The sequence below is a fragment of the Tenacibaculum pelagium genome (assembly GCF_014062345.1).
GTDB classification, from domain to species: Bacteria; Bacteroidota; Bacteroidia; order Flavobacteriales; family Flavobacteriaceae; genus Polaribacter; species Polaribacter pelagius.
On sequence record NZ_JACGLS010000001.1, the window covers coordinates 366,175 to 379,472 of the forward strand.

Annotated in this window: 13 protein-coding genes; 8 read left to right on the top strand and 5 right to left on the bottom strand. The window is 31.1% G+C overall.

The window, feature by feature from the left end; translation table 11 throughout:
• Positions 1-3: 3 nt before the first annotated feature.
• Positions 4-1,911 carry an acetate--CoA ligase gene (gene acs, locus H3Z83_RS01720; RefSeq protein WP_182123751.1) on the bottom strand — a complete coding sequence of 636 codons (1,908 nt, stop codon included), beginning with the start codon at positions 1,909-1,911 and terminating at the stop codon, positions 4-6.
• Positions 1,912-1,989: 78 nt separating this feature from the next.
• On the opposite strand from acs, the gene H3Z83_RS01725 reads away from it, so the two are divergent.
• Complete coding sequence (locus H3Z83_RS01725) at positions 1,990-2,766, top strand: sulfite exporter TauE/SafE family protein (protein ID WP_182123752.1); 777 nt, start codon at positions 1,990-1,992, stop codon at positions 2,764-2,766.
• Here the strand turns inward: H3Z83_RS01725 and H3Z83_RS01730 are convergent.
• Positions 2,763-3,233: a Dps family protein gene (locus tag H3Z83_RS01730; protein WP_182123753.1), complete on the bottom strand. Its 471-nt coding sequence runs from the start codon at positions 3,231-3,233 to the stop codon at positions 2,763-2,765. The two genes, H3Z83_RS01725 and H3Z83_RS01730, sit on opposite strands and share 4 nt — an antisense overlap.
• A gap of 113 nt (positions 3,234-3,346) precedes the next feature.
• Between H3Z83_RS01730 and H3Z83_RS01735 the strand changes: the two genes are divergently transcribed.
• Positions 3,347-4,288 (top strand): hydrogen peroxide-inducible genes activator, encoded by a 942-nt coding sequence (locus tag H3Z83_RS01735; RefSeq protein ID WP_182123754.1) that lies wholly within the window; start codon positions 3,347-3,349, stop codon positions 4,286-4,288.
• A gap of 36 nt (positions 4,289-4,324) precedes the next feature.
• Here the strand turns inward: H3Z83_RS01735 and H3Z83_RS01740 are convergent, their stop codons facing one another.
• Complete coding sequence (locus H3Z83_RS01740; RefSeq protein WP_182123755.1) at positions 4,325-5,986, bottom strand: SulP family inorganic anion transporter; 1,662 nt, start codon at positions 5,984-5,986, stop codon at positions 4,325-4,327.
• Positions 5,987-6,131: 145 nt separating this feature from the next.
• On the opposite strand from H3Z83_RS01740, the gene pyrR reads away from it, so the two are divergent.
• Genes pyrR through H3Z83_RS01765 form a run of 5 tightly spaced genes read left to right on the top strand, consistent with a single transcriptional unit; the run spans position 6,132 to position 9,277 of the window.
• Positions 6,132-6,686 (top strand): bifunctional pyr operon transcriptional regulator/uracil phosphoribosyltransferase PyrR, encoded by a 555-nt coding sequence (gene pyrR / locus H3Z83_RS01745; protein WP_182123756.1) that lies wholly within the window; start codon positions 6,132-6,134, stop codon positions 6,684-6,686.
• 24 nt (positions 6,687-6,710) lie between these two features.
• Positions 6,711-7,643, top strand: coding sequence for an aspartate carbamoyltransferase catalytic subunit (locus H3Z83_RS01750; RefSeq protein ID WP_182123757.1), 933 nt, complete (start codon positions 6,711-6,713; stop codon positions 7,641-7,643).
• Positions 7,644-7,645: 2 nt separating this feature from the next.
• On the top strand, positions 7,646-7,978 hold the full coding sequence (locus H3Z83_RS01755) for a hypothetical protein (protein WP_182123758.1): 333 nt from the start codon (positions 7,646-7,648) through the stop codon (positions 7,976-7,978).
• A gap of 36 nt (positions 7,979-8,014) precedes the next feature.
• Positions 8,015-8,335: a T9SS type A sorting domain-containing protein gene (locus H3Z83_RS01760; RefSeq protein WP_182123759.1), complete on the top strand. Its 321-nt coding sequence runs from the start codon at positions 8,015-8,017 to the stop codon at positions 8,333-8,335.
• Positions 8,336-9,277: a ribonuclease Z gene (locus tag H3Z83_RS01765; RefSeq protein ID WP_182123760.1), complete on the top strand. Its 942-nt coding sequence runs from the start codon at positions 8,336-8,338 to the stop codon at positions 9,275-9,277. It abuts the gene before it with no gap.
• Here the strand turns inward: H3Z83_RS01765 and H3Z83_RS01770 are convergent.
• Positions 9,274-9,636 carry a CoA-binding protein gene (locus H3Z83_RS01770; protein ID WP_182123761.1) on the bottom strand — a complete coding sequence of 121 codons (363 nt, stop codon included), beginning with the start codon at positions 9,634-9,636 and terminating at the stop codon, positions 9,274-9,276. The two genes, H3Z83_RS01765 and H3Z83_RS01770, sit on opposite strands and share 4 nt — an antisense overlap.
• A 94-nt stretch (positions 9,637-9,730) precedes the next feature.
• On the opposite strand from H3Z83_RS01770, the gene H3Z83_RS01775 reads away from it, so the two are divergent.
• On the top strand, positions 9,731-12,181 hold the full coding sequence (locus tag H3Z83_RS01775) for a TonB-dependent receptor domain-containing protein (RefSeq protein WP_182123762.1): 2,451 nt from the start codon (positions 9,731-9,733) through the stop codon (positions 12,179-12,181).
• 77 nt (positions 12,182-12,258) lie between these two features.
• On the opposite strand, the gene H3Z83_RS01780 is transcribed toward H3Z83_RS01775, so the two are convergent.
• Positions 12,259-13,266: a 3-oxoacyl-ACP synthase III family protein gene (locus tag H3Z83_RS01780; protein WP_182123763.1), complete on the bottom strand. Its 1,008-nt coding sequence runs from the start codon at positions 13,264-13,266 to the stop codon at positions 12,259-12,261.
• Between the last annotated feature and the right edge of the window lie 32 nt (positions 13,267-13,298).

Consider the following 13,298-nt stretch of genomic DNA (forward strand, 5'->3'; position numbering starts at 1 on the left):
TAGTTACAACCTATCATCAATAATACTTTGTACAACTTCAGGGTTTAGAAGTGTAGATACATCTCCTAAATTATCTAGTTCATTATGTGCTATCTTACGTAAAATACGTCGCATAATTTTACCTGATCGTGTTTTAGGAAGCCCAACAGTAAATTGAATTTTATTTAACTTAGCTATTGGTCCGATGTGCTCAGTAATAATTTGATTAATTTCTTTACGTAAGTTATCATGATTTCTACTTTCACCTACATCTTTTAAAATTACGTAACCGTACAAGGCATTTCCTTTTACATCATGCGGAAAGCCTACAATGGCACTTTCAGCTACTGCAGGGTGTTCATTTATTGCATCTTCTATAGGTGCTGTTCCTAAATTATGACCTGATACGATAATTACATCATCTACTCTACCTGTAATTCGATAATAACCTACTTCATCTCTTAAAGCACCATCTCCTGTAAAATACTTATTTTCAAAAGCTGAAAAGTAAGTATCCTTATATCGCTGATGATTGCCCCAAATTGTTCTTGCCATCGATGGCCATGGATACTTTACACATAAACGACCATCTACTTGATTTCCTTTTATTTCTTCTCCATTTTCATCCATTAATGCTAATTGTACTCCCGGTAATGGTAGCGTAGCATACGTTGGTTTTGTTGGAGTTATATAAGGCATTGGAGAAATCATCATTCCTCCTGTTTCTGTTTGCCACCAAGTATCTACTATTGGGCTTTTCTTTTTTCCTACATTATCATTATACCAATGCCAAGCTTCTTCATTTATAGGTTCTCCAACGGTTCCTAAAACTTTTAAAGAAGATAAATCATATTGGTCTACAAAGTCTAATTTTTCTTTTGCTAAGGACCTAATAGCAGTTGGTGCAGTGTAAAACTGATTTACTTTATGCTTTTCTACAATTTCCCAGAAGCGTCCAAAATCAGGGTAACTCGGTACACCTTCAAACATTACAGTAGTAGCTCCATTAGCTAAAGGTCCATATACAATATAACTATGCCCTGTTATCCAACCAATATCAGCTGTACACCAATACACATCGTTTTCTTTATAATTAAATACATTTTTAAAAGTATATGCCGTATAAATCATGTACCCAGCAGTAGTGTGTAGCATTCCTTTCGGACTACCTGTTGAACCTGAAGTATATAAAATAAATAGTGGATCTTCTGCATCCATTATTTCTGGCTCACAATTTTCTGAAGCTTCATCTAACAAAGGTTGTAACCATTTATCACGATTTTCTTTCATATTAATTTCTGAGTCGATTCGTTTAGCAACTAAAACTGTATCAATACACTCACAACTTTCTATAGCTTCATCAACAATTCCTTTTAAATCGATTGTTTTTGCTCCTCTATAAGAACCATCAGAAGTAATTACCATTTTAGCTTCGCAATCGTTTATTCTTGTTGACAATGCTGTTGAAGAAAACCCTGCAAATACAACCGAATGTACAGCTCCAATACGAGCACAAGCTAAAACAGATATTGCTAATTCAGGAATCATAGGCAAATAAATACAGACCCTATCTCCTTTTTTAATTCCATTTTCTTTTAAAACATTGGCAAACTTACATACTCTTTTATGCAATTCTTTATACGATATATGTTCAGCTCGTTCATCAGGGTTATTAGGCTCTAATAAAATCGCTGTTTTATCTCCTCTAATTTGTAAATGACGATCGATACAATTCTCTGTAATATTTAATTTTGCTCCTTCAAACCATTTAATTTCTGGTTTTGAGAAATCGTAACTTAAAACATTATTCCATTTTTTTCTCCAAACAAAATGCTCTTCAGCAATTTCTTCCCAAAACAATTCTGGGTTTCTTACTGATTTTCTATATACCTGAAAATATTCTTCTAAAGTTTTAACGTGATAGTTACTCATCTGTGTTGGTCAATAATTTTAGCCAACTAATCTACAAAAATCATTTATAAGAATTAAAATTCTAATATATTTGATTCAATGGAAATTTTGCTTGAAACTCTTACTTGTAATTGGCATATTATTTTGCTCTTTTTTACCGTTGCTATTTTATATTCATCTGTAGGTTTTGGTGGTGGATCTAGCTATTTAGCAATTCTAGCACTAACAGGTATAGCTTTTACGCAAATTAGAGCAACTGCATTATTGTGTAATATTGTAGTAGTTTCTGGGAATGTTTGGCTATTCTATCAACAGAAAATATTTAATTGGAAAAAAGTGATTCCGTTAGTTTTATTTAGTATTCCGTTAGCTTTTGTTGGTGGCTATTTAAAAATAAATCAAACATTCTTCTTTATTCTTTTAGGAGTTACACTTTTGTTCGCTGCAATTTCTATGTGGATATCAAAAAGATTTGTTTCTTCTAATAAAGAGTCAAATAATAAAATAAGTCCTGTTAAAAATGCTAGCTACGGCGGATTAATTGGTTTTATTTCAGGAATGGTTGGTATTGGTGGAGGAATTTTCTTAGCTCCACTACTCCATTTAACCAATTGGGATACTCCTAAAAAAATCGCTGCAACAGCTAGTTTTTTTATTTTGGTAAACTCAATTGCTGGATTGATTGGTCAATACTCAAATCCTAATTTCATGATTGATTGGAACTTGACTTCTATTTTGTTGATTACTGTTTTTATTGGAGGCCAAATTGGAAGTAGATTGAGTAACAAATTATTTACCCCTATTCAACTAAAAAAGGCAACCGCTATATTGATTGCCTTTGTTAGTATTCGTATTTTAGTTAAGTATTTATTTTAACCCAACCAAGCATTCATCATCCAAAGTGTTTTTTCTTGTTCTGAGATAAAATCACTCATCATAGAATTTGTTCCTTCATCATCTGCTTCATCAGACAATTCTAATATAGATCGTTCTATTTTTAATAATTCAGCTAATGAAGTAACTACTAATTTCACAGCTTCTTCATCATTAGAAATATTTTTACCTACAGGAACTGAAGCTAACTTTGTATAATCGTTAAAAGTATGTAATGGTGTTCCATGCAGTGTTAAAATACGCTCTGCTATCATATCAACTTTTTCCTGAGCATCAGTATAAAACTCTTCAAATTTTACATGTAATTCAAAAAAGTTCTTTCCTTTAATATTCCAGTGTAATCCTCTTACATTCTGATAATATACTTGAAAGTTTGCTAATAGTGTATTTAACTCATTTACTAACCCTATAGTTTTCTCTTTATCTAACCCTAAAATTGTTGTGCTCATTGTTTTTCTTTTTTATTGTTCTTGTTTTACACTCACAAAATTATTTCAATTTTAACTGCAAAAACTATAAATTTCATTGATAGTTTTAATATCTTTATCAAAAATTTTTATAGATGACTATTACACAACTAAAATATACACTTGCTGTTGCCGAATATAAAAACTTTACCATTGCTGCTGAACATTGTTTTGTTACCCAGCCAACTTTGAGTATGCAAATTCAAAAATTAGAAGATGAATTGGATGCTAAAATATTTAATCGTTCTAAAAAACCTATAGAGTTAACAGAAGTAGGTAAGAGAATTGTTGAGCAAGCAAAAGTTATTGTTGATGAAAGTAATCGCATTATTGATATTGTTCATCAACAAAAAGGATATGTTGGCGGTGAATTTAAACTAGGAATAATACCTACTATAATGCCGACATTACTTCCAATGTTCTTAAAAACATTTAGTAAAAACTATCCGAAGGTTCAATTAATTATTGAAGAATTAACTACTGAAGAAATTGTACGTAAATTAACTGATGGTCATATCGATGCTGCATTAGCTGCTACCCCGTTAGAAAATGAAGCAATAAAAGAACGTGTTTTGTATTACGAACCTTTTGTAGGATTGATTCCTAATGAGCATCGTTTATATGAAAAAACAAAAATAAATGTTGAAGATTTAGAAGTTGATGATATTCTTCTTTTAGAAGATGGTCATTGTTTTAAAGATAGTGTTATCAATCTATGTAGAACAAACAAACGAAGCTCTACCAATCACTTTCAATTAGAAAGTGGGAGTTTTGATACTTTAATTAAGCTTTCTAAAGATGGATTAGGAATGACTTTATTGCCTTATTTAAACACTTTAGATTTAAATGAAAAAGACAGAGAACATTTAAGAGAATTTGAAACACCTCCACCGGCAAGGGAAGTGAGTTTAATCTATCATAAATCACAATTAAAAATGCAGTTAATAGAAGCTCTTAAAAGCACTATTGATGGAGTTATTAGAGGTGCAATTGCTTTTAGTGATGTTGAAATTATTAGTCCGCTAAACAAAATGTAAATCATAAAAAAATCCCGCTCTAGCGGGATTTTTTATTTAAAACTTATATTCTGATAAAGGTTTTGGAAAATCTTCAGGGTTAGCCGCTAAATGATAACGAGGATCATCTACTGCTTCTTCAATAACTCCTGTAAAAATAGGACTTGCCTTATATAATAACACTTTACAGTCTTCACTTAAATGTTTTAATGTTACTTTTTTACCTGCTGCTTGATATTTTTCTACCAAAGCAAAAATAGCTTCAATGGCTGAATGGTCTGCAACTCTAGATTCTACGAAATCAATTTCTACAGTTTCAGGATCATTTTTAATATCAAACTTTTCATTAAAAGCTGTAATACTACCAAAGAATAAAGGTCCCCAAATTTCGTAAATTTTAGTTCCATCATCTTTCATACGCTTTCTAGCTCTAATCTTTTTAGCACTTTCCCAAGAAAATACTAATGCACTTACAATTACCCCAACAAATACCGCGATTGCTAAATCGAAAATTACAGTAACTGCCGACACAATAATCAATACAAATACATCTGATTTTGGAATCTTATTCATAATTCTAAAACTAGACCAAGCAAATGTTTCAATTACCATCATAAACATTACCCCTACTAAGGCAGCGATAGGTACTTGTTCTATATATTTATCAGCAAAAAGAATAAACGTTAATAATGTTAATGCCATTGTTACTCCTGATAAACGTCCTCTACCACCTGCATTAATATTAATTACAGTTTGACCAATCATACCACAACCACCTGTTCCACCAAACAATCCACTTACAATATTACCTGCTCCTTGAGCCACACATTCTTTATTTCCGTTACCCCTAGAATCTGTTAATTCATCTACTAAATTCATCGTCATTAATGATTCAATCAAACCTACCGAAGCTGCTAAGAAAGCATATGGAAGTATAAAAAATAACGTATCTAAATTAAATGGTAAGTTTTGCCATAACTCTAGATTTGGAGTAGGAAATTTTCCTGATAAACCATCTCCACCACCTTCTCTAATGTAAGATCCAACTGTACTTACATCCATTCCAGAAATAACCACAATAGCTGTAGTTACAATAATTGCTGTTAAAGCTGCTGGTACTTTCTTTGTTAACTTTGGTAATCCCCAAATAATTGCCATAGTTAATAATACCAATCCTAACATGGTATATAACTCAGCCCCTTGCATAAATATATTTTTATATTCTTTAACTCCCTCAGCAGAAACACTTAACTCTTTATGAGAAAACATTTTAACTTGAGCAATAAAAATCACAATCGCTAATCCGTTTACAAACCCCATCATTACAGGATGCGGAATTAAACGCACAAAACGTCCTAGTTTTAACACCCCTGCTAAAACCTGAATCAGTCCCATTAAAATAACTGCGCCTAACAAGTAGTAATATCCCATATTATCTATAGGAGTATCCATCAACATTCCTTTCTTGTGACCTTCAGCAATCATATAAACAAAAATTACTGCTACAGCACCTGCTGCTCCTGAAATAAGACCTGGTCTCCCACCAAATATTGCTGTAATTAAACCTATAATAAAAGCGCCTGAAAGTGCTACTAAAGGATCTATTTGAGCTACAAAAGCAAAGGCAACTACTTCTGGTATCATTGCAAGAGAAACTGTGATACCTGCTAACGTATCATCTTTAATGTTAATCTTCTTACTCTTAATATATTTCATCATAATATTGTCGACTATTGTAAAAGTTGGCAAATGTAAAGATAATTTTATTCATTTAGTTTTATCTTTCATCAACTTTAATTTTGTTGACGATATTTTTTGCTTTATTTTTGAACGTTGAACTATCAAACCAATTTGGTAGCAAAACATGAGCAGAAAAACACTACTTACTTCAAAAGAAATTGAAATCATTCTGCATCGATTAGCCTGTCAGTTAATCGAAAATCATAACGACTTTTCTAATACCGTATTAATAGGACTTCAACCAAGAGGTAGCTATTTAGCAAATCGATTAGCTAAATTATTAACTACAGATTATGGCATTAAAAACCTTCAATTAGGTTTATTAGATATTACGTTTTATCGTGATGATTTTCGTAGAAGAGATGAACCTTTAGAGGCTACATCTACTCAAATAGATTTTTTAATCGAAGGAAAAAAAGTAGTGATTATTGATGATGTTTTATTTTCAGGAAGAAGTGTACGAAGTGCTTTAACAGCTATTCAATCTTACGGTAGACCAGAAAATATTGAGTTACTAGTACTAATTGATCGTCGTTTCAGTCGTCATCTACCAATTCAACCTAATTACCGAGGAAGACAAGTTGATGCAATTAATGAAGAAAAAGTAGTAGTTAATTGGCAAGAAACTCATAAAGAAGATACTATTTACCTTGAACCCAAGCTATCAAAGCTTGATTAGTTATGATAAAAAAATTAAACTAAAATGAAGCAGTTAAGCGTTGAACATTTATTAGGTATTAAATACCTTAACAAAACCGATTTAGAGCTTATTTTTGAAACTGCTGCTCATTTTAAAGAGGTAATTAACCGACCAATAAAAAAGGTTCCTTCACTTCGCGATATAACTATTGCTAATTTATTTTTTGAAAACAGCACACGTACTAAGTTATCTTTTGAACTAGCTGAAAAACGTTTATCTGCAGATGTTATTAATTTTTCTGCAGGGCAATCATCAGTTAAAAAAGGAGAGACTTTAATCGACACAGTAAACAATATTTTATCAATGAAAGTTGATATTGTTGTGATGCGTCATGCAAGTGTTGGTGCTGGTATTTTCTTATCAAAACATGTTGATGCAAAAATTATCAATGCTGGTGATGGTACACATGAGCACCCTACACAAGCATTGTTAGATAGCTTTTCGATGCGAGAAGCTTTAAACAGCAATTTAAAAGGGAAGAAAATCGTTATTGTTGGTGATGTTTTACATTCTCGTGTGGCATTATCAAACATCTTTGCTTTACAATTACAAGGTGCAAAAGTTAAAGTTTGTGGACCAACTACCTTAATTCCTAGATATATTTCGAGCTTAGGAGTTGAAGTTGAAACTAACCTAAAGAAAGCTCTTGAATGGTGTGATGTTGCAAACGTTTTACGTGTACAGCATGAACGTATGGATATAAAATACTTTCCATCAACTAGAGAATACACTCAATTGTTCGGAATTAATAAACAAATACTTGATAACCTTGGCAAGGATATTGTAATTATGCATCCAGGGCCTATAAACCGTGGTGTAGAACTAACAAGTGATGTTGCCGATAGTAATCAATCAATTATTTTAAATCAAGTAGAAAATGGGGTTGCTGTACGTATGGCTGTTATATATTTACTAGCACAACAAATAAAAAGATAATAATGATTGTTGAAGACAAAAAAGAATATATTTTAATAAATCCTGATGAGAATTCTTTCTCTAGCTTCTTTTCGAACTTTGAAAAAGAACATTCTAGTTATGGGGAAAAACACCTTATTATTCAAATTTTAGAAAAATTCCCTGTTTCTAAAGAAAATATTTTCCTATTTTTGAGTTACGCGGTAGGTCATCAAGAGAATGGCACATCTTTTGTAATTATTGTAAATGATGTGGATATTGATGATTTTCCTGAAACATTAAATATCGTGCCTACTTTATTAGAAGCTCAAGATATTATTGAAATGGAAAATATTCAGCGTGAATTAGGTTTTTAACCTTATTATTTCATAATCCCCCTAAATGATTAACATATGGTAAAAAAAATACTTTTCTTATTTATTTTCTTAGTAACATTATCTAGTTTTTCTCAAGAAAAGTCTATCGATAAGTTAGTTGCTTCGCCTAATCCATTTATAAATAATACTACTATATACTTTAACGCTAAAAAAGAGCAATCTATTATATTTACTGTTAGAAATGTTTTAGGTAAAACTGTTTTTAGTAAAGAAATTACCACTAATAAAGGTCATAATTCATTTCCATTTGAGCGTCAAAATTTAAAAACAGGAATGTACATTTATGCTATTCAAAGTAAAGATGAAATTATTTCTAAACGCTTTGTTATTAGATAAATGAGTTTAAATTTAACGATTTTAGGGTGCCATTCTGCTACTCCTAGGGTTAATGCATATCCTACTTCTCAATATTTAGAAATAAACAATCGTCATTTTTTAATTGATTGTGGTGAGGGTACCCAGCGTCAAATGCGAAAGTATAAAGTTGGTTTTTCTAAAATAAATCACATCTTTATCTCTCATTTACATGGCGATCATTTTTTTGGTTTAATTGGTTTAATTTCAACATTCGGAATATTGAATAGAGAAAAAGACTTACATATTTATGGGCCTAAAGGAATCAAAGAAATCACAGTACTTCAATTAAAGTTATCTAAATCTTGGACAAAGTATCAATTAATTTTTCATGAATTAGAATCTAAAGAAAGTGAGCTGATTTTTGAAGATGATAAAGTAACAATTTATACAATCCCTTTAGATCACAGAGTATATACTAATGGTTTTTTGTTTAAAGAGAAGCCTAAACTCAGAAAATTGCATATCGCTAATATTCAGCAGTATGATGAAATAGAAACTTGCGATTATCATAATATTAAAGCTGGTAAAGATTATGTGCTATCTACTGGTGAAGTTGTTATGAATGATGAGTTAACTATTGACCCTCCGAAACCAAAAAGTTATGCTTTTTGTAGTGATACAGCATATAAACCTTCTATAATTCCTATTATCAAAAATGTAGATTTATTATACCATGAAGCTACTTTTTTAAACGATAGAGAAGATTTATGCGAAAAAACAAAACACTCAACAGCTGAACAAGCAGCTACAATTGCAAATAATGCTAATGTAGAAAAGTTGGTGATAGGACATTACTCTAGTAGATATTCGAACTTAAAAGGCTTTAAAAAAGAAGCACAAGCCGTTTTTAAAAATGTAGAATTAGCTGAAGCTGGTAATTTACATTCTATAAATTCATTTCCTGTAAAAGTTCTAAATTAGTATTGATTGGTCGACAGCAACACTAACGTACAAGCAATTTCTGATTCTACCCCTTTTTCTTTTAAAAGCTTTATAAATTCAAAATTTTCTGTTCCTGGATTAAAAATCACTCTTCTAGGGCTTAATTCTAATATATAATTGTAGTACTCCTCTTGCCTTTTCGGATTTAAATATAAAGTTACTGTATCAATACCTTCAAACAATATTTTTTCAGTTTCAACAGTAACCGTATGTATGTTTCCTTTTCTTAAACCAATTGCCTTGGTATTTATATTTCTGTCTATTAATCTTTTAATAGCAATATTAGAATATCTAGTGGGATTTAAAGATGCTCCTACAACTAAAGTAGTTTTTTTCATAATTGTTAATGATTCGTTAAACTCTGTTAAAGATAGTAACAAAAGTTATCAATAACGAGTCTATTAGGCATCAAAACAATTTAAAATAAACAAAATGAAAAACATACTACTAATCCTTTTAACAGCATTTAGTGTCAATTTAATGGCACAAATGCCGAAAAGTAATTTACCCAAACCCGGCTTAGTTTCTGGTAAAGTAATCGACCAAGCAACTAAAGAGCCACTACCATATGTAAATATTATAATCAAAGATACTGCCAATAAAATTTTAACTGGTGGAATTACCAATGATAATGGGACATTTTCTATCAAAAATATTCCTGAAGGTAATAATCTTGTTGAAATTCAATTTATTGGTTACAAGACAGTCACAAAACCTATTGCTATTAACAACAAAAGAAGAAGAGTTAACTTAGGAACTATTGCGCTTACCGAAGACAGCACTACATTAGATGAAGTTGAAGTTCGTGCTGAAACATCAACAGTAACTCAAAAAGTAGATAGAAAAGTTATTAATGTAGGTAAGGATTTAACTTCTGCAGGAGCTACTGCTTCTGAATTATTAAATAATGTACAATCAGTTAGTGTAGATAGTCAATCTGGTAACATTAGTTTAAGAGGTAACGAAAATGTACGTGTTTTAGTAGACGGAAGACCAACTAACATTCCTGCTAGTCAGCTTTTAAAACAAATTCCTTCTACTTCAATTAAAAGTGTGGAATTAATCACAAACCCATCTGCAAAATACAATCCAGAAGGTATGAGTGGAATAATTAATATTGTTCTTAACAAAAATGCCAATATGGGCTTTAATGGTTCTATTAACACTGGTGTAGAGGCAGGACATTTTGTACGTTATAATGCAGGTACTAATATGAATTATAAAACTGGAAATGTTAACTTCTTTGGTAACTATGGTTATAGAGGAGGAGAAAGGTATAATTTCGGTTTTGTAAATAGCGAGTCTAATTATCAAGATTTTATTTTTACAAATGATAATCAATCTCATTTATTAAAATTAGGAGCTGATATTTATTTAGATGATAAAAACACTTTATCCTTCTATACTACTCAAAATTGGTTTGACAGCGATGCTAGCGGTCGTTCATTAATTTTTGATGAGAATGATGTTTTAACAAATAATGCGCCTAACTCTCAAACTTCTGATAGTCATAATCAGACTTATAATGTAAATTATAAAAGAGATTTTAAAAAGAAAGGACATAATATAGAATTCGAAGCTACTTATTCTATTAACAAAAGTCCTCAATTTTTAAGAAACAACGATTTATTAAATACAACAAATGGTACTTTAAACTATTTTAATGATATTAATAATGAAAGAAATAATACTTTAATTAATATTGATTATACAAACCCTATTTCTAAAAACGGAAAGTTAGAATTAGGTTTTGAATATAGAGTTGATGGTACTGAAAACACTAATATAACAAATCAACAGCGAGTTGATATTACAACTAACCCTATTAGCTTTGTTGATTTAGGTAATTCAGATTTTACTTACGATAGAGACATTTACTCTGGATACGTAAATTATGCACACAAATTGGGAAAAGTTAATATGCAATTAGGTGCTCGTTTAGAACAATTTGAAATTGAAGGTGTTTTTAATGGTTTAGATGAAAGTGGTCAATTAAGGAGTGAAAAAGTTACTGATGAAATTTTCACAGTGTATCCATCTGCATTCTTTACTTATAACCCTAACGACAAAGATCAATTTCAATTAAGTTATAGTAAACGAGTAGATAGACCTAGCATACAACAAGTAAATCCTATCAGAGAATGGAGTACACCTTTAATTACTTCTGTAGGAGAAGAAACTTTAAGACCTCAATTTACTAACTCTATTGAATTTAACTATACAAGAAAAGTTAAAGGAGGGTCGATTACTTTAGGAAGTTTTTACAGAAATATTACAGACGTAATTAATAGAGTAACAACTTTAGATAAAGACAATGTAAACCCAGAAGCTCAATTATTAACCTTTAGAAATTTTGATGATACTGATTCGTATGGTTTAGAGCTTTCTGCAAACTATAGAATCGCTAAATGGTGGCGTGCAAATGCTAGTATGGATTTTTACTCTCAAAAGCAATTCGGAACAACAGAATTAGACAATCCAAATGCTGAAAGATTAGAAGTACAAAATGAAGTTTTTAATGCTCGTATTAGCAATAGTTTTACTGTAAATAAAAGATTACGTTTACAATTATTCGCTATGTATCGTGGACCTAGAAAAGATATTCAATGGGATGTAGACGCTATGAAGATGGTTAACGTTGGAGCTAATTATTCAGTATTTAAAGGGAAAGGAAATATTACTTTTAGAGTAAATGACATTTTCAATACAATGAGATTCAAATTTAATTCTGACAACTTATTTCCACAAAACGGACGTTTTAAATGGGAAAGTAGAACTACTTTCTTAGGATTCAACTATAGATTTGGTGGCGGTAAAAACAAAGCTAAACAACGCAGAAGAAGAGATAATAATGAAAAACAAGGAGGTGGAGGTTTCTTTTAAACCTTAAAGCTCTAAGTAAAAAATCCGAAGCTAATGCTTCGGATTTTTTTTTATACTATTAATTATGTAATTTTTTATTACCAACGAATCACTACAGATCCCCAAGTAAATCCACTACCAAAAGCAGCTAAAACTACTAAATCATTATCTTTTATTTTTCCTTTTTCCCAAGCTTCAGTTAAAGCTATAATAACAGAAGCTGCAGTAGTATTACCATACTTCATAATGTTATTATACACCTTATCATCTGATAATTGGAACTTCTTTTGGATAAACTGTGCAATACGTAAATTCGCTTGGTGAGGAATTAACATATCAATATCATCCTTTTCTAATCCGTTTGCTTGTAATCCTTCAACAATGGCTTCAGAAAAACGTCCGATTGCATGTTTAAATACAAACTGACCATTCATATAAGGATAGTAAGAAACATCATCTGGATCGTTCTTTTCTAAAATTTCAGGAACCCAACGTCCTGTAGATGGTCCTTCTAAAACTAACTCTTTAGCATGCTTACCTTCTGAATGCAAATGAGAAGATAAAATTCCTTTTCCTTCTTCTTCTGTACGAGAAAGTACGGCAGCTCCTGCTCCATCACCAAAAATAACTGTTACACCTCTACCTCTAGTTGATTTTTCCAATCCTCCTGAATGATTCTCAGCACCAATTACTAGAATGTTTTTATACATTCCTGTTTTAATAAACTGATCTGCAACAGACATAGCATATATAAATCCAGAACACTGATTACGAACATCTAATGCACCAATAGTTGGCATATCTAACATATCTTGTACTTGAACTCCTCCTCCTGGAAAATACATATCCGGACTCAACGTAGCGAAAATGATAAAATCAATATCATCTTTAGTTAAACCAGCACGCTCAATCGCAATTCTAGACGCTTTAGCTCCCATAACCGCAGTAGTATCTTCAGTTTTTGGGTCTATCCATCTACGCTCTTTAATACCAGTTCTTTCTTGAATCCACTCATCAGAGGTATCCATAAACTCTTTTAAGTCATTATTAGTCACCACATTATCTGGCACATAATAACCTAAACCTGTTATTTTTGAATTATACATAATTTTTATGTTGATTTTTTATTTGTTTGCAA